Source organism: Roseococcus sp. GW821-FHT12F05 (genome assembly GCF_058806835.1).
The window spans coordinates 278571-293962 of sequence record NZ_JBXAQB010000007.1 but is presented as its reverse complement, the minus strand read 5'-3'; the positions used below and the strand labels follow the sequence as shown (position 1 = coordinate 293962).

21 protein-coding genes are annotated in these 15392 nt (G+C 71.1%); 14 read left to right on the top strand and 7 right to left on the bottom strand.

All coding sequences use genetic code 11. From position 1 onward, the window contains the following. From AC1ROY_RS19345 to AC1ROY_RS19320, 6 genes are all read right to left on the bottom strand, one after another. On the bottom strand, positions 1-593 hold a 593-nt coding region (locus AC1ROY_RS19345; RefSeq protein WP_493150499.1), incomplete at its 3' end, for a hypothetical protein. Then, positions 590-916 carry a hypothetical protein gene (locus AC1ROY_RS19340; RefSeq protein ID WP_493150498.1) on the bottom strand — a complete coding sequence of 109 codons (327 nt, stop codon included), beginning with the start codon at positions 914-916 and terminating at the stop codon, positions 590-592. The genes AC1ROY_RS19345 and AC1ROY_RS19340, both read right to left, overlap by 4 nt. After that, entirely contained in the window at positions 916-1104 is a 189-nt protein-coding gene (locus tag AC1ROY_RS19335; RefSeq protein WP_493150497.1) for a hypothetical protein, read from the bottom strand. Before AC1ROY_RS19335 ends, AC1ROY_RS19340 begins: the two co-directional genes overlap by 1 nt. Beyond that, entirely contained in the window at positions 1101-1316 is a 216-nt protein-coding gene (locus AC1ROY_RS19330; protein WP_493150496.1) for a hypothetical protein, read from the bottom strand. Before AC1ROY_RS19330 ends, AC1ROY_RS19335 begins: the two co-directional genes overlap by 4 nt. Then, positions 1313-1585, bottom strand: coding sequence for a hypothetical protein (locus AC1ROY_RS19325; protein WP_493150495.1), 273 nt, complete (start codon positions 1583-1585; stop codon positions 1313-1315). Before AC1ROY_RS19325 ends, AC1ROY_RS19330 begins: the two co-directional genes overlap by 4 nt. Before the next feature lie 86 nt (positions 1586-1671). Further along, positions 1672-2397: a helix-turn-helix domain-containing protein gene (locus AC1ROY_RS19320; protein WP_493150494.1), complete on the bottom strand. Its 726-nt coding sequence runs from the start codon at positions 2395-2397 to the stop codon at positions 1672-1674. A 101-nt stretch (positions 2398-2498) separates the two neighbouring features. Here AC1ROY_RS19320 and AC1ROY_RS19315 point away from each other — a divergent pair, with 101 nt between their 5' ends. Continuing rightward, positions 2499-2738: a hypothetical protein gene (locus AC1ROY_RS19315; protein ID WP_493150493.1), complete on the top strand. Its 240-nt coding sequence runs from the start codon at positions 2499-2501 to the stop codon at positions 2736-2738. Positions 2739-2926: 188 nt separating this feature from the next. Here AC1ROY_RS19315 and AC1ROY_RS19310 read toward each other — a convergent pair whose 3' ends face one another. Next, positions 2927-3232, bottom strand: coding sequence for a hypothetical protein (locus AC1ROY_RS19310; protein WP_493150492.1), 306 nt, complete (start codon positions 3230-3232; stop codon positions 2927-2929). Between the two features lie 144 nt (positions 3233-3376). Between AC1ROY_RS19310 and AC1ROY_RS19305 the strand changes: the two genes are divergently transcribed. The 13 genes from AC1ROY_RS19305 to AC1ROY_RS19245 all read left to right on the top strand — a co-directional run bounded on the left by AC1ROY_RS19305 (position 3377) and on the right by AC1ROY_RS19245 (position 15392). Then, entirely contained in the window at positions 3377-3844 is a 468-nt protein-coding gene (locus tag AC1ROY_RS19305) for a hypothetical protein (protein ID WP_493150491.1), read from the top strand. Positions 3845-4019: 175 nt separating this feature from the next. Further along, the gene (locus AC1ROY_RS19300) at positions 4020-4580 is read left to right on the top strand and encodes a GcrA family cell cycle regulator (protein WP_493150490.1); all 561 of its coding nucleotides are present in this window, start codon (positions 4020-4022) and stop codon (positions 4578-4580) included. Then, the gene (locus AC1ROY_RS19295; protein WP_493150489.1) at positions 4577-5803 is read left to right on the top strand and encodes a DNA methyltransferase; all 1227 of its coding nucleotides are present in this window, start codon (positions 4577-4579) and stop codon (positions 5801-5803) included. The genes AC1ROY_RS19300 and AC1ROY_RS19295 overlap by 4 nt, the downstream gene beginning before the upstream one ends. Beyond that, positions 5800-7284, top strand: coding sequence for a replicative DNA helicase (locus AC1ROY_RS19290; protein WP_493150488.1), 1485 nt, complete (start codon positions 5800-5802; stop codon positions 7282-7284). Before AC1ROY_RS19295 ends, AC1ROY_RS19290 begins: the two co-directional genes overlap by 4 nt. 12 nt (positions 7285-7296) lie before the next feature. Beyond that, the gene (locus tag AC1ROY_RS19285; RefSeq protein ID WP_493150487.1) at positions 7297-7914 is read left to right on the top strand and encodes a DUF2312 domain-containing protein; all 618 of its coding nucleotides are present in this window, start codon (positions 7297-7299) and stop codon (positions 7912-7914) included. Then, entirely contained in the window at positions 7911-8843 is a 933-nt protein-coding gene (locus tag AC1ROY_RS19280) for an AAA family ATPase (RefSeq protein WP_493150486.1), read from the top strand. The genes AC1ROY_RS19285 and AC1ROY_RS19280 overlap by 4 nt, the downstream gene beginning before the upstream one ends. A gap of 52 nt (positions 8844-8895) precedes the next feature. Beyond that, complete coding sequence (locus tag AC1ROY_RS19275; RefSeq protein WP_493150485.1) at positions 8896-9756, top strand: hypothetical protein; 861 nt, start codon at positions 8896-8898, stop codon at positions 9754-9756. Further along, positions 9756-10391, top strand: coding sequence for a hypothetical protein (locus tag AC1ROY_RS19270; protein WP_493150484.1), 636 nt, complete (start codon positions 9756-9758; stop codon positions 10389-10391). The genes AC1ROY_RS19275 and AC1ROY_RS19270 overlap by 1 nt, the downstream gene beginning before the upstream one ends. Before the next feature lie 267 nt (positions 10392-10658). Beyond that, complete coding sequence (locus AC1ROY_RS19265; RefSeq protein WP_493150483.1) at positions 10659-11192, top strand: hypothetical protein; 534 nt, start codon at positions 10659-10661, stop codon at positions 11190-11192. Further along, complete coding sequence (locus tag AC1ROY_RS19260) at positions 11179-13374, top strand: terminase gpA endonuclease subunit (RefSeq protein ID WP_493150482.1); 2196 nt, start codon at positions 11179-11181, stop codon at positions 13372-13374. Before AC1ROY_RS19265 ends, AC1ROY_RS19260 begins: the two co-directional genes overlap by 14 nt. A 6-nt stretch (positions 13375-13380) precedes the next feature. Beyond that, a complete protein-coding gene (locus AC1ROY_RS19255; protein WP_493150481.1) occupies positions 13381-15003 on the top strand; it encodes a phage portal protein in 1623 nt (540 codons plus the stop codon). Further along, on the top strand, positions 14996-15163 hold the full coding sequence (locus AC1ROY_RS19250) for a hypothetical protein (protein WP_493150480.1): 168 nt from the start codon (positions 14996-14998) through the stop codon (positions 15161-15163). The genes AC1ROY_RS19255 and AC1ROY_RS19250 overlap by 8 nt, the downstream gene beginning before the upstream one ends. Continuing rightward, the gene (locus AC1ROY_RS19245) at positions 15156-15392 is read left to right on the top strand and encodes a hypothetical protein (RefSeq protein ID WP_493150479.1); all 237 of its coding nucleotides are present in this window, start codon (positions 15156-15158) and stop codon (positions 15390-15392) included. Before AC1ROY_RS19250 ends, AC1ROY_RS19245 begins: the two co-directional genes overlap by 8 nt.

Below are 15392 nucleotides of genomic sequence, written 5' to 3'. Positions count from 1 at the left end.
GCCTCCGCCGCCGCCGCCGCCTCCGCCGCCGCCGCCGCCTCCGCCGCCGCCGCCCACGCCGCCTCCGCCGCCGCCGCCCTCCGTCTCGCCGCTTGCGCGGCTCGGCGGGCCCCTTCGGCATCGGCTGGCGTCATCGCCGCGCCCATCTCCAGGACACGGATCGAGCCTTCGACGGCCTCCTTGCTGGTGCCGGCCACCGGCAGCACGACCTCGCGCAGCACCGAGGCCAGCCAGGGCCGCAGCACGCCGGAGAGATCCACACCCTCCGGGATCGCGCGGGCGAACCGCACGGGCCACTCCAGCCGCTCGGCCTGGGGCAGCCCCTCGAAGATCCGGTCCTCGACGCGCGCCAGCCAGCGCGGGATGCCGAGCGTCTGCGCCAGCGCGGCGTGATCGCCGTGGCTGTAGTGGCGGCCGAGGCGCGCGTTGATCGTCGCGATGCCGCAGCCGACCGCGCAGCCGCGGCCGTTCTCCCAATAGGTGCCGGAGACGAAGCGGTCCGCCGCGCGGTGCGCCTCCATCTCGGCCACGAAGACCTCCTTCGTGATCTCGGGCACCGCCATGTAGGCGAGGATGGGGGTAGCGCTGTTCATGCTGGGGATCCTTGCTGGGGATGGAGTGCGGGGCTGGTCTCCGCCATCACCTCCTCGGGGGAGGGCTGACGCATCTCGATGATCACGGGGCCGGTGCGGAAGCTGCCGCCCGGCGCCGTCATGAGGCCGTGAGGCGCCGCGCGCTCCATGGGCGAAAGGCTGCGCCACTTCGCGACGCGGGCGGCGCCGCGCAGCAGTCCGCGCGGGGATCCGGACTGCATTGCGCCGACGGAGATGCCGCGCTCGCGGCACCACGCCTCGGCGGCGTCCACGGCGGCGAAATCGCGCCTGCCCGAGAAGGTTATGGGGGATTGGGGTTCCATCAGGCGAGCGCTCGACTGACGACTGCCGCGATGATCAGGGCGATGCTGACGAAGAAACCCCAGAGCGACGCGCTTCCGACAGCTTTCCCCTCGCCCGGCTTCTTCATCTCGACAAGGAGCGACGAGACGAAGACCGCGGCCCAGATCAGGGCCCAGAAGACGCCCCAGCCGATGAAGAAGCCGCTCACGACCGCGCCTCCCTCGGGCACCAGTGCGGCGCGGGGTCGGCGCCGTTCCAGAACCAGGCGATGAGGCGGCTGCCGCGCTCGGCGCAGCGGGCGGTGGTGGCGAAGGCGCCGGCCTGGCGCAGCAGCGCGGGACAGTCGGCGCAGGGGCCGCGCGGGGCGGGGCGCGGGGCCGGCGGCATCGCGGCGGCGCCGATGGGGTCCAGGTGCATCATCGGCCCTGGCCCTTCGCGAAGACATAGGCGGGCCCCGGGCTGTTCTGCACGTCCTCCAGCGCGCGGAGCAGCGCCACCGCCTGGTAGCGGTCGATCCGGTAGCGGCGGGAGCGCTGGCCGGGGGGGGCAATGCAGAGCGTGCCCGCACCCTCGGGGATGATGCGCAGCGGCTTGCCGTCGATGGTGATGAGCGTGACGAGCGGCGTCGGCTCGGCCGCGGGGATCAGCGGCGGCTGGTCAGGCTTGGCCTGGGTGGCGGGGTCGGACATGCGGCGCTCCGCGCCCCGGGATTGGGGCGACGGGCACCAACATGTGCGATTGCATTTGCTATGTCAATTGCAATCGCAACTTCAAATCATCCGATCGCGACCTCGTGCCACTCCAGGATCCGGTGCAGGGCCACGACCCGGATCTTCGGGAGAGTCTCAACCTCCGGCGAGTCGTAGGCGCGCAGCCGGACGTCGCCAGAGCGGGTCTTCTCGACGAGCTGCCGAACGCGGAACAGATTGCGCGGGTGATTCGCGTCGTGCGGGAAGGTGAGCTCGACGAGGGCGTGCTCCTGCTCCGCCACCACGCGTGTGGGGTCAATATAGATGAGCTCGTTTGGCCGCCGCCATGGGCGCATGGAGGCGTCGGGCATGCGCGTCGCGTAGACCTTGTCGGCATGCGCAACCCCGGCGAGGCGCGGCGCTGCATCGCTCGCGCGTTCGTTCATGGCGAAGTCGGTGGTCGAGTTCACGGCGTAGAGCGAGAATAGCTTTATGCCTTCGCCCTCCCCTTCCGGCGAAGGCTCCGGCAGCGGCTGGGCCCTGTCGAATCCCGCGAGCACCTCGGCCGGAGGTGACACGCGATACTTCTGCTCCAGCGCCTCGAGCGTTCGCCACGACAGGCCGGACGTCCCCTTCAGGACGCGGGACAGGGAGCTTGCGGACACACGGGCGCCTTTGGCGAGGTTCGTCATGTCGCGGCCCGTCTGGCGCATTAGGGTCTCGACATAGCTGCGGTGGGCCGCGCGGACGTCATCCGACGTATCCGCCGCTGTCGCGGGATCCTTGGTGTCCTCGTCCGCCTCGCCGTTCAAATCGCCGCCTCCTTGCCGCGTGCGATCCTAATGCAGTTGCATTTGCGAAGGGCGGGCGGAGACGCTTGCAATCGCAATTTGCGATCCGTATGCTTTCGCAAATGAGCGACACGATGCAATGGATCGAGACGGTCGAGGGCGCGGCCACCGCCCATGGGCTTTCCATGGCCCGTCTCCTTCGAAGGGCTGATGTGGCGGGGTCCACATGGGCGCGCTGGAAGAATGGCGCGACGGACATGCCGCGCGTCAGCGTTCGGGCGCGCATCGATGAGGCGCTGAAGTCTCTCCTCGCCGAACCGGCGAGGGGCTGCGAACCGCATGTCGAGAGAGCCGGCGCGTGAGCGCGTCCGCTTCCACGGCGGCGGTGCGTATCTCCCTGATTCCCATGGGGGGTGTCTCCTCGACCCATCCCTCTCATTGGGCAAAACCGTGTCACGTCTCTGTAATAAATGAAAGAAGTTTGCAGCTAGATCAGGCCGTTTATTCTTGCGAATCAATCGCGTTCCGCATGGCGGATTGTAAAAGCCGTCTAGCGCCCTTCCCGCTCCAACACCTTCGCGATCCGCAGGATCGCGCCCTGCCACTGCGCCGCCGGATAGTCGGCCGCCGCATCCGGGCTCAGGCGCGCCAGGATCAGCGCCAGCAGGCCGGGCACCCAGGCGCTGAGGCCGAGCAGGAGCAGCGGCAGGCCGCGCGCGAGCGACCACTCCACCTGCTCCGCCGCGCTGAAGCGGGAATCCGCGCCGGCCGGCGCGGCGGCGAAGAGCCCGGCGGCGATCAATGCGGCGCCTACGGCCAGCAGCCCCCAGCCCACGCCTGTCGCGAAGATCCTCATCGCATCCGCCCTCCCTCGGCGGCGCCCCACCCTGCCACATCCGGAGGCATGCTACATGCGTGATCGTCGTCATGCCCCGACCTTGCCGCAGCGCAGCATGGCCGGCATCCGGAAGGCGTCCGGTGTCCTGGGCATGGGTTCGCCATGAACCCGCGCCGCTCCATCCCCGACCGCGACCGCGCGCTGAAGGCGCTGTTCCGCGAGCTCGTCCGGCGCGCCGGCGGGCTCGACGCCGCCGTCACCTGCGTGCGCGTCGGCCGCTCGCAGCTCGCCAGCTACTACGACATGGCCAGCGAGGCCTTCGCGCCGCTCGACGTCGTCTGCGCGCTGGAGGAGGTGGTGGGCGAGCCGCTCGTCACCGCCGAGATGGCACGCCGCGCGCAGCACGGGCTCGTCGCGCGCAAGCCCATGGCGCCGGGGCGGCTCGCCAAGCTGGTGGCCAAGGTGGGCGGCGAGAGCGGCGACGTGCTGCGCGCCTTCGCCGAGGGCATCGAGGATGGGCGGCTCTGCCGGGCCGACCTAGAGGGGCTGGAGCGCGAGCTCGGCGAGCTGGAGCGCGTCTCGGCCGAGGCGCTGGGCGCCGTGCAGATCAAGCTGGAGGCGCTGGCCTGATGGCGCCCCCGAACCCCCCTTCCCGCATCGCCCCCGGCGCCGCTGAGGGCTCGTCCCTTGGGGCCGGCGGTGCGGGCAAGCGCCCCGGCGGGCGTGGTACGCCGCGGACGTTCCTCCCTGAGGCACCACCTGCGGGCCGCGCCGGGCGGCCTCGCTCCTTTTCCGGGAGGGGCGCGTGAGGGAGGATCTGTGGACCGAGGCCTCCATCGCGCGGCTGCGCGAACTGTGGGCCGAGGGGCATTCGACCGCCGAGATCGGGCGGCGGATGGGCCTCTCCAAGAATGCCGTCGCGGGCAAGGCGCATCGGCTAAAGCTGGCGTCGCGGCCCTCGCCGATCACGCGCGCCGTGGGGGAGCGGAAGGCGCGTCCCTCGCGGGCAGGGCGCGCGACGCTGGCGCCGCTGCCGGCGGCTCGGGCGGTGCCGCAGCGCCCTGAACCGGCCCGCGTGGGCAGCATCGGCCGGGAGCCTCGGCCCGGCCCCGAGATGGGGAGGCACGATGTTCCCCGCCTGACCCTGCCGCCGGTCCTGCCCGCGCCAGCGGTGGCTGCGCCGGCCGTGGCGGTCGCCGCACCGCCGTCGCGCGGGACCTGCTGCTGGCCGGAGGGCGACCCGAAGGCGCCGGGCTTCCGCTTCTGCGGAAAGCCGCGGGAGCGGCGGCGGGACGGCACGGAGCGCGCCTACTGCGCGGCGCATGCGGCGCGGGCCTATGTGCGGCACTGGCAGGCTGCGGAATGAGCGGCGCGCCCGAAGCCCTCGCGCCCGGCATCACGCTCCACCCGGGCGACTGCCGCGACGCCATGGACGGCATGATCCTGCGCGGCGAGCGTGTCGACGCCGTCATCTGCGACCCGCCCTATCACCTCACCAGCATCACCGCGCGCTTCGGCGCCGAGGGCGCGGCCGCGGCGCAGCCGGGCTACAACAATGCCCTCGGGCGGATCTCGCGCGGCTTCATGGGCAAGGTGTGGGACGGCGGCGACGTCGCCTTCCGGCCCGCCACCTGGAAGCGCGCGCTGCGGCTGCTGCCGCCGGGCGGCTACCTCGCGGCCTTCGGCGGCACGCGCACCTGGCACCGGATGGCCGTCGCGATCGAGGATGCGGGCTTCGAGTACTGCGACACCTTCGCCTGGCTCTACGGCACAGGCTGGCCCAAGAGCCAGGATGCCGAGCGTGTGGTGGCCGAGGCGACGTGCCGCTGCGCGGGCCGGCACTTCGCGCGCACGCTGCCGCCGGAGGAGAAGCGCCAGCCGGGCGACCACGTCTGCGACGTGTCGGAGCGGTCGGCGCCGTGGGCGGGCTGGGGCTCGGCGCTGAAGCCGGCCTGGGAGCCGATCATCGTCGCGCAGAAGCCGCTGGACGGGACGCTGGCGGCGAACCTGCTCCGGCACGGCGCGGGGGCGCTGAATGTGGATGCGGGGCGGGTGCCGGCTTCGGACAATACAACGAAGGCGTGGCGAGGCGCCGGCGAGCGTGATCGGGACCAGTATCGGACCGGAACGTCAGGTCCACCGATACCCACAGATATGGGCCGCTGGCCCGCCAACGTCGTGCACGACGGCAGCGAGGAGGTCGAGGCGGCCTTCGCGGCCTTCGGGGAAAAGACCAGCGGCAAGCCTTCGGGCCTTCGGAAGGCGCCCTATTCCTGGGGCACCGAAGAGACGGGAACGCCGGTCACAGGCTTTGGCGACACCGGCACCGCTTCCCGCTTCTACTACTCCGCCAAGGCCACCGCCGCCGACCGCGCCGGCTCCAGCCACCCCACCGTCAAGCCCGTCGCCCTCATGCGCTGGCTGGTGCGCATGCTCACGCCGCCCGGCGGCCTCGTGCTCGATCCCTTCGCGGGCTCCGGCACCACCGGCGCCGCCTGCCTCGCCGAGGGCTTCAGCGCCGCCCTCTGCGAGGCCGAGCCGGAGTACCAGGCCGACATCCGCCGGCGCCTGCGCGCGGAGGCCGCATGAGCGCCGGCCTCGCGCTCCAGCCGCGCCTGCCGCCCGCCAACCTCGATGCGGAGCAGGCCCTGCTCGGCGCCCTGCTGCGCAACAACAAGGCGCTGGACCGCGTCGCCGGGTTCCTCGAGGCGCGCCACTTCGCCGACCCCATCCACGCGAAGGTCTATGCGTACATCCGCGAGCAGGTGGAGGCCGGCCGCCCCGTCGACGCCATCTCCATGCGCCATGCCGCCGAGGCGATGAACCGCGTCGAGGAGTTCGGCGGCCCCGGCTACATCTCGCAGCTGCTCGCCGCCATGGTCGGCATCGTCAACGCCGCCGAGTACGGGCGCATCATCCACGACTGCTGGATCCGGCGCGAGCTGATCGAGCTGTGCGAGCGCGGGCACGAGGCCTGCTACATGGACACCGGCGCGGCCGAGGCCATCCTCGGCCAGCTCGACACGGACCTGATGGCGCTGGCCCGCGACGGCCAGGGCACGCAGGCCACGAAGGATAGCGCCTCCGTCGCCCGCGCCATGGTCGACGACATGATGGCCGCGATCGCCAGCAAGGGTGGGCTCATCGGCGTCACCACGGGCCTCGACGGGCTGGACCGCATGCTCGGCGGCATGGTCGGCGGCGACCTGCTGGTGATCGGCGCGCGGCCCTCCATGGGCAAGACGGCGCTCTCCGCCGTTATCGCCGCGCGGTCCGCAGCGCGTGGGACGAAGGTGCTCTACGTCTCGGCGGAGATGCTGGCCAAGCAGGTGATGATGCGCGTTGGCGCCGCCGTGGCGCGCCTACCGGTCAACGCCGTGAGGCGCGGATCCATCGAAGGGCCGGACGGCCGGCTCGTGCGGCTGCGCCCGGATTCGCCCGAGACGCAGGACCTCGTGCTCGCCGCGCGGCGCGTGGGCCAGCTGCCGATCGAGTGGGATGATGCCGCAGTCGTCACGTTGCCGGCCATCCGGGCCAAGGCGCGGCTGCTGCGGCGCTCCGGCAAGCTCGACCTGATCGTCGTGGACTACCTCGGCATGCTGACCGCGAGCACGCGCGCCATGGGGCAGAACCGGGTGGCCGAGATCTCGGAGCTGACGCAGGGGCTGAAGGCGCTGGCCAAGGAGCTAACAGTGCCGGTGCTGCTGCTCTCGCAGCTCTCCCGCAAGGTCGAGGAGCGTGACGACAAGACGCCCGTGCTGAGTGACCTGCGCGACAGCGGCACGATCGAGCAGGACGCGGATGCGGTGATGTTCCTCTACCGCGAGCACTACTACCTGATCCGCAGCCGGCCGACGCGCCGGCCGAAGGAGAAGGCGGAGGATTTCGACCGCCGGTCGATGGAGTGGGGCGATGCCTGCCATCGCGCCGAGGGCCAGGCGACGGTGATCGTCGCGAAGCAGCGGCAGGGGCCGGTCGGCCCCGTGCGCCTGCGCTTCGACGACCGGCTGACGTGGTTCTTCAACGACAATTCCGAGGGTGAGCTGGCGGTCCCCGGGCTGCCGGAGTGAGGGAGAATCTCCATGGGTGACAATGGCGGCGGCTTCGGTGACCGGCTGCGCTCGCTCCTCGAGCGGATCGAGCGCGTGCGCGAGGAGATCCAGGCGCTCAAGGGCGACGAGCGCGACATCTTCCTCGAGGCGAAGTCGGCGGGCATCGACCAGCAGACGATGCGCGAGGTGCTGAAGCGGCGCGCCATGGAGGATCGGGAGCGCGAGGAGCGCGACGCGCTGCTGGAGCTCTACGAGAAGGCGCTCGGCGAGTACGGCGACACGCCGCTCGGCGCGGCCGCGCTGCGGCGCCTGCGCCCGCCGCCGCCGCCCCCGACGGGGGCGGGCGAAGGGCAGCCGGGCGAGGATGCGGCGCCGCCCTTCGCCGGCGCGCCGGACGCCGCCCAGCAGGCGGGCCCCACGCCCAAGGAGATGCTGACCGCCAAGGCCGAGGGCGCCGCCGCCGCGAAGGCCGGCAAGCCCGTGCTGGACAATCCCTATACGGATTCGCGGCGCGCGGCCTGGGACGAAGGCTGGTGCGCGGCGCAGGGCAGCGACGGCATGGACATCCCGGCCGCGTTCCGGCGGACCAAGCCGAAGAAGCCCGGCAAGGGCGACGGCGGCGATGCCGGCGCGGGAGGTGAGGCATGAGCCGGCGCGATCCCTTCGCGGGGGCGGTGCAGAGGCTGCGCAATGCCTTGCCGCAGGACGTATCGGTGCTCTCGCCGACGGAGGCCGATGAACCCATCCTCGCGCTCGACACGCGGCAGGCGCTGGCGGAGATGCTGGCCGAAAAGCGCTCCGAGGAAGAGCTGAAGGCCTGGAAGCTCAAGCCCCGGCGCTCGGCCCTGCTCTCCGGCCCGCCGGGCTGCGGCAAGACGACGCTGGCGCATCACGTGGCCGCGCGCCTCGGCGTGCCGCTGGTGTGCGTCGGCGCCGAGAACATCCGCTCCTGCTATCCGGGCGAGGGCGAGAAGGCGGTGGCCCGGATCTTCGACGGCATCGAGAAATCGGAGGTCCGCTGCATCCTGCTCCTGGACGAGATCGAGGCCATCGCGCGCGATCGGCGCAAGGCCGGCGACGGCGCTGCCGGCCTGAGCAGCATGGCGGTGGTGACCACGCTGCTGCGCAAGGTCGAGACCTTCTCCAGCCTGCTCTTCGCGGCGACCAACATGCCGGATGAGCTGGACCCGGCGATGTGGCGCCGCTTCCACCTGCAGATCACGGTCGGCCTGCCGGGCGACGACGAGCGATTCGCGATCATCAAGCGCTACCTGCACCCGCTCGACGCCAGCGACGATGACGTGGACCACCTCGTGCAGCTGACGGCGGGCGCGAGCCCGGCCTTGCTGCGCGGGCTCATGGAGGGCGTGAAGCGCTCCCTGATCCTCGGGCCCAAGCTGGGCTGGGATGTGTCGAAGCCGGAGCCGGTCTTCCGGCGCATCCTGCTAGGGCTGAAGCCGCCGCCGGAGATTAAGCTGCCGCCGCTCTGGCATGAGGATGGCCTGCGGTCCCTGCACGAGCTCGCCTGGCCGCCGGCGCCTCCGCCGGCCGCCGAAGCGCCCGACGAAGCCGCCTGATCACGCGCTCCGAAAACCCAAGAAACCTAGAACTGAACCAAAAGGGAAGCACATGGGACGCCGCTGCACCTGCGATCGCGTCGAGGCCCTGCTGGAGGCGCGGCCCTGGTTCAAGGCGCTGGACGCCGGGGCCAAATGGCTGTGCTTCCAGCTCGTGAAGATCCTCGCCGCGCCCTCCTCCGAGGGCGTGATTCCCTTCTCCGAACCGGAGCGGGTTTCGCTTCTGGTTTCCATGCGGGTAACCGAAGTGGAAACCCATCTCGAAACCCTCCTGCAAACCGGCTTGCTGGCGCGCGGCGAGGGCGGCGCGCTCACCTGTCCGGCCCTGGGCGAGGTCGCCGCCCGCAGCACCACGGCCCGCGCCAACGGCAGGCACGGCGGCCGTCCCCGCAAGAACGAGAGTCCGGAGGAGGCCCGCTTCCGGCGTCAGCAGACGGAGATGATCATGCCCATTCCCGGCGGCGTGCCGAAACCCGACGAAACCCAGCGCTGGGAAACCCCGAGCGCCGGCGCGCGCAGTAGTAGTAGTTCAAGATCTAAGACTGATTCAGTCTCGCGCGCGGGAGGCTGGCAGGACGTGGCCCGCGAGCTGATCGCGCAGGAGGGCTTCACGCATCCGCGCCTCACCTGGCTGCCGGTGAAGGCCTGGATGGAGGCCGGCGCCGACCGCGAGCTCATCCTCACCACGGTCCAGGACGTGATGGCCAGGGGGAAGAAGCGGCCCGAGGAGATCACCGGCCTCGGCTACTTCGACCAGCCGATCGCGCGCGCCCTGGCCGGCGAGGTGCCGCGCACGCCCGGCGCGCCCGCCGAGGTGAGCTACAGCCAGCCGCCGACCGACCTCCAGCGCCAGATGGACGAATGGCAGGCCAACGGCTGCATGGGCCCGCCGCCGTGGCGGAGGAGCGCGTGATGGCGGACACGGGCATGGCGGGCGAGCCGAAGCTGACCACGGTGGTGGGAGTGATCCGTCTGGTCGATGAGGTCCAACCCTGGATCAGCCAGGACGTGCTGCATCAGGAACTGCCCTGTGCCGAAGTGGCGCGCGCCGAGGCGGCGCAGGAGACGATGCGGCTCGCTGAGCGACAGGCGCGTCTGATGAAGCGTGATGGTCTGGCGCTGCTGTGGGAGAGGCGGCGCATCGCGCTGCCCGAGATGCGCGCGGCGCTCGAGATTCGCGACATCGTGGTGTGGACCGATGGCGGCGCGGCGCCGCTCGCCCGCTCGCAGTTCAGCGAGCACCTGGCCGCCAGCACCTGCTCCGGGTTCGACGATATCTGGCTCAACCGGCTGGAGGCGGAGCACATGCGCTTCGCGCCATGGCGCGCCTGGGCCAGCGACTTCCCTGTGAAGGGTGAGCCGGTGCCGGCTTCGCTGGAGGAGCTGACGCGGATGATCGTGGTGGAGGGCCTGGGCGTCGTGCAGTGCTCCGGGAAGCTGGCGATGGACCATCGGCGCACCCTGCGTCTGCTTCGCCGGAGCCTGCACTGGTACGCCCGGCATGCCGGCTGGGCGGAGGCGGGTGCGGCACCTGAAATCGCTGCTTGACACCTTGACCAGTTTCGGGCCTGTATTGGTTCATCGTCTTGAGTTGCGCCCGGCGGAGGAAACTCCCCGGGCGCCTCGCGTTTCGGGGAGCTCGCCATGCGACCCTCGGTGTTCGACGCAACATTCGTGCGCGCACGAATGTTGCGTGCTCACGGGTCCTCCCTGGGCCCCAGCCACAATGCGGGAAACAAACGCGCGGAAGGAAGGAGTCGCTGATAATAAAATCAACGGCTTCTGTTGTTGTTGTTGTTGCTGTCGGAGGTCGCCATGGCCCTCGTGAACAAGGCCGAGCTCGCGGACATCCTGCGCTGCTCGCTGCCCACGCTGACCAAGCTGCTCCGCCGCTATCCCGACTTTCCGGTCGAGCAGAAGGGCCGCAACGGCGAGGCCTGGCAATTCGACCCCGAGAAGGTGATCCCATTCCTCGAGGCGAGACGCGCCGAGGAAGCGGAGAAGGCCAGCGCCCACGAATCGCTGGTCGATCAGTACCGCCTGCCGATGGACCAGGAGCCGCCCGAGGCCGAGAGGGCCCTGCCGCCCACCCAGCAGCTCGCCGCAATGCGGCTGCGCATCCTCCAGCAGAAGGAGGCGCGCGAATCCGGCCTCCTCGTGCCGGTGACGGAGGTCCGCATGCAGCTCAACTCCGCCGTCGCCGGCCTGGCCAAGGCGCTCGACGCCTTCCCCGCCCGCATCGGGCAGCGGCACAACCTGCCGCGCGCGGTCGTGGACGAGATCGCGCGCGACCTGAACCAGACGCGCATCGCCTTCGTGCGCGCCCTCGGCCCCCATGGCAGCGCCTGAGCCGCCGGCCTACGCCTCCGCGCAGGACCTCGTCCGCGACGTCTTCCAGGGCTTCCTCCCGCCCGACAGGGTCTCGACCGCCGTGCACGCCGCGAAGAGCTACTGGATCAAGAAGCCCAGCGGCATCACCCAGCTGTTCAGCCACGACGACGCGCCCTACCTGCGTGGCCCGATGGATGCGCTGGACGACGACCGCTTCCTCAACGTGGCGTTGGTTGGCCCCGCCCAGGTGTTCAAGAACACGGTGGCGGAGTGCTGGTTCCAGAAGACCGTCGAGACCGATGCCGCCGACTTCCTGTGGTACATGCAGCACGAGGCCGCGATCGCCGCCTATGTGAAGGGCCGCCTCGACCCGCTGATCGAGCGCCACGCGGAGATGAATAGGCGGCTCGGCGGCAGGTCCAGCGACAACAGCATCCACTTCAAGCGCTTCGAGCGCATGACGGCCGAGTTCCTCGGCGCCACCGAGAACAGCTTCATCAACAAGACGGCCTCGCGCATCGTCGCCGACGAGTTCGACGCCTGGAGCGAATCCCTCGGCGACACGAAGAATCGCATGGACTATCGCGTCCAGGTCGCGGCGTCGGAGAGCGCCTCGAAGATTCTCTACATGTCGCACCCCGACCGTGCTGCGGGCCTCGACCCGAGGAAGGACTGGGCCAAGGGCATCATGTCTGTCTATCGCGGCAGCGACCGACGGACCTGGTGGTGGCAGTGCCCGCATTGCGGCGGCTACTCCAGCCCGCACCCCGGCACGCCGCGGCAGATGGTGCTGCACTACGAGCGGGATGCGCCGCTCGACGAGATCGCCGACATGGCGCGGCTGCTCTGCCCGATCTGCGAGGGAGGCATCGAGGACCGACAGCGCCGGGCGATGAACCTGACCGGCCGCTGGATCTGCCAGGGCGAGGAATGTGCGAAGGACGGCACCGTCACCGGCGCCGCGATCGCGACGAGGACGGCCGGTTTCTGGTTCCTCGGCGTGATGTCGCCGGTGACGATGGGCGGCATCGGCGGCCTCGCCTCCTCGCGCGAGCAGGCGAGGCGCCAGTTCGACCAGACCGGCGAGGACAGCGCGCTGCGCGAGGTGATGGTGAAGGGCTGGGGCCTGCCCCATGCGCCTGAGCGTCAGGTCGGCGCCATCGACGCCGCCGTGGTGGCCGAGCGCGCGGAGCCGCGGCTCTCGCTCGGCGTCGTGCCGGAGGGGGTGCGCGCGCTCTTCACGTCGGTGGACGTGCAGGGCAACCGCTTCGAGCTGAAGACCCGCGGCGTCGGCGTCGCCGGTGAAACCTGGGTGGTGGACTTCCGGGCCATCCCCGCGGAGACGGCCACCAGTGTGGCCGCCTGGGACGACCTGATGCGTCTCCTCGCGGGCCTCGCCTACCCGCTGGCCGACGGCTCGGGCCGCGTGATGCGGGTCCGTGCCGTGGGCTGGGATTCCGGCGGCCAGCCCGGCGTCACGGAGCAGGCCTACGCCGCCTGGATGCGCGCGCGTCGCCTCGGCCTCGCCCGCCGCCTTGGCAAGATCGAAGGCCACGACGCCTGGACGATGCTGCCTATGAAGGGCGGCAACTCGGTGGATTCGCCCCGCTACCGCGTCGGCTACCCCGAGGCCGTGCGGAAGGACCGGAAGGCCGCGCTTCGCGGCCAGGTGCCGATCCTCTTCTTCAACCCGTTCCTGCTGAAGGACGCGCTCGCCATGCAGCTCGCCGTCGCCGCCCCGGGGCCCAGCTACGTACACTTCCCGGCCGCGCTGCGCGAGCTCGGAGTGCGCGACAGCTGGTTTGAGCAGCTCGCGGCCGAGCGCCGGAAGCCCAACGGCACCTGGGAGAAGGTGGTCACGACCGCGCGGAACGAGGCGACGGACCTGATGGTGATGACGGACGCGCTGTCCCGCCTGCACGGCGTGCCGCAGATCCGCTGGGAGACGCCGCCGGGCTGGGCCGAGGAGTGGGACCGCAACACGATGGTGGCGACGCCGGAGGGGCAGGATGCGGCGCCGCCGGCGGCCCGCCCGCGGCTTGTGGCCCTGCCCGAGGCCGCACCGCGCGAGCAGCCCTTCCCGCCCATCGCGCTCGGCGATGCCGTTCCGCCCTCGCCGGTGCCACTGGCGCCGCCGCCGAACCATCTGGCCTCGCTCCGCAACCGCTTCGCCGGCATGGCCGCGCGGCTGAACCGGTAGGCACCCATGGGCATCCGCGACCTCTTCCGGCGCAGCCACGCGGCGCCGGCACCCACCGACACGTCCGCGGCGCAGCGCCGCCCGCGCTCGGAGTTCATGCGCGGCGTCCGCGGCATCACCATGTCGGGCTGGCGTCCCGCCCTGCGGCCGATCCAGGACGATGTCAGCGCGGGCTGGAAGGACGCGGCGGCCCGCACCGTCGACCTCATGCAGAACGTCGGCTGGATCGCCGGCGGGCTGAAGCAGGCGGTTGCGAACACGGTCGGCAACGGGCTCCGCCTCAACGCCCAGCCCGACTTCGAGGCGCTCGGCATCACCGAGGTCGAGGCCAGCGCGCTGGCCCGCCAGATCGAGCGCCGCTTCCGCTCCTGGGCCTCGCGCCCCTACGAATGCGACGTCGAGGGACGGCGCAACTTCGGCCAGATGCAGGGCGCCTGCCTGCTGAACTACTTCGCCTTCGGCGAGCACCTGTCGGAGCTGCCCTGGCGCGAGCGTCCGGGCGGCACCTGGGGCACGAAGGTGCGGCTGATCGCGCCGCACCGCCTCTCGCAGAAGTCCGAGGCGTTCAACCGGCTGCGCCAGGGCGTCTACGAGGATCCGGACGGCCTGCCGCTGGGCTACCTGATCGGCCGGGAAGATCCCTGGCTCGGCAAGAGCGAGGTCCGCGTCCCCGCGCGCGATGCCATGGGGCGGCCGCGCATCGTCCACACCTTCGACGGGATGGTCGGGCAGGCCCGCGGCATCTCGCCGCTCGTGCCCGCGCTCGCCGTCGCGCGGCAGTTCGACCAGCTCTCCAACGCCACGCTGATGGCGGCCATCATCCAGAGCGTCTTCGCCGCCTCCATCACCGGCGACGCACCGACGGAGGAGGTGCTGCAGGCGCTGCTCACACCGGAGGAGCAGGCGAAGGTCGCCGGCGGCGCCATGTCGCCTTTCGACGCCTGGTTCGAGGCGCAGGCGAGCTGGAACGACAAGGCCAGCATCAACGTCGGCGTGGCGGGCCGCCTCGCGCATCTCTTCCCCGGCCAGGAGCTGAAGTTCCACGGCTCCGAGACGCCGAACGGCAACTACAAGGACTATGCCACCATGCTCCTGCGCGAGATCGCGCGGGCGCTCGGCATCTCCTACGAGAGCATGACCGGCGACTATGCCGGCGTGACGTTCAGCTCCATCCGCATGGCGGCGGACGACATCTTCCGCACCACGCTGGACCGGCGGCAGAACATCGTCGCGCCCTTCTGCCAGGCCGCCTACGAAGCTTGGCTCGAGGAGGAGATCGACCGCGGCTGGATCGACTTCCCCTGCGGCATCGAGCGCTTCCACGCGCAGCGCGCCGAGGCCTGCCGCGCGGAGTGGAAGGGCAGCCCGAAGCCGCAGCCCGACGACAAGAAGCTGGCCGAGGCGCACAAGATCTGGATCGCGCTCGGCGTCATGAGCGAGATCGGCGTCTCCGAGGATCTGGGCCTTAGCTACGAGAACACGGTCTCCGAGAAGGCGCGCGCCATGGCCATCCGCAAGGCCGCCGGCGTGCCGGAGCCGGCCGCGCAGATCGGCCACAACGGCGGACCGCCGCTCGACGAGGACAAAGGCGGCGAAAAGGTGGACGAGGAGGAGCGGGAGGATGCCTGACGTGTCGAGCCGGCAGTTCGAGGAGTACGTCGCCGGGCTCCTCCGCGAGATCGCACGGCCGCTCTCCGTCTCGTATGAGAGAGTGGCCGGCGAATATGCTGGCGGTCCCCTGCTCAGCGATGACCAGAAGGTTGGGCAGGAGGATCATGAGAATGCCTGACGCCGTGAATTATGACGATCCCTGCGCCGTCCTCGCCCTGCTGCAGCCCGCCTACTACGCGCTGCTCCAGGGGTCCAAGGTGCAGGAGGTCGAGTCCTCCAACGGCAGCCGCGTCCGCTACACGCCCTCCGATGCCACGAAGCTGAAGGCGGAGATCGACCGGCTGACCCGCGCCTGCGCTCTCGCGCGCGGCGGCAAGCCGCGCCAGTTCGCGATCGTCGCGGGATAG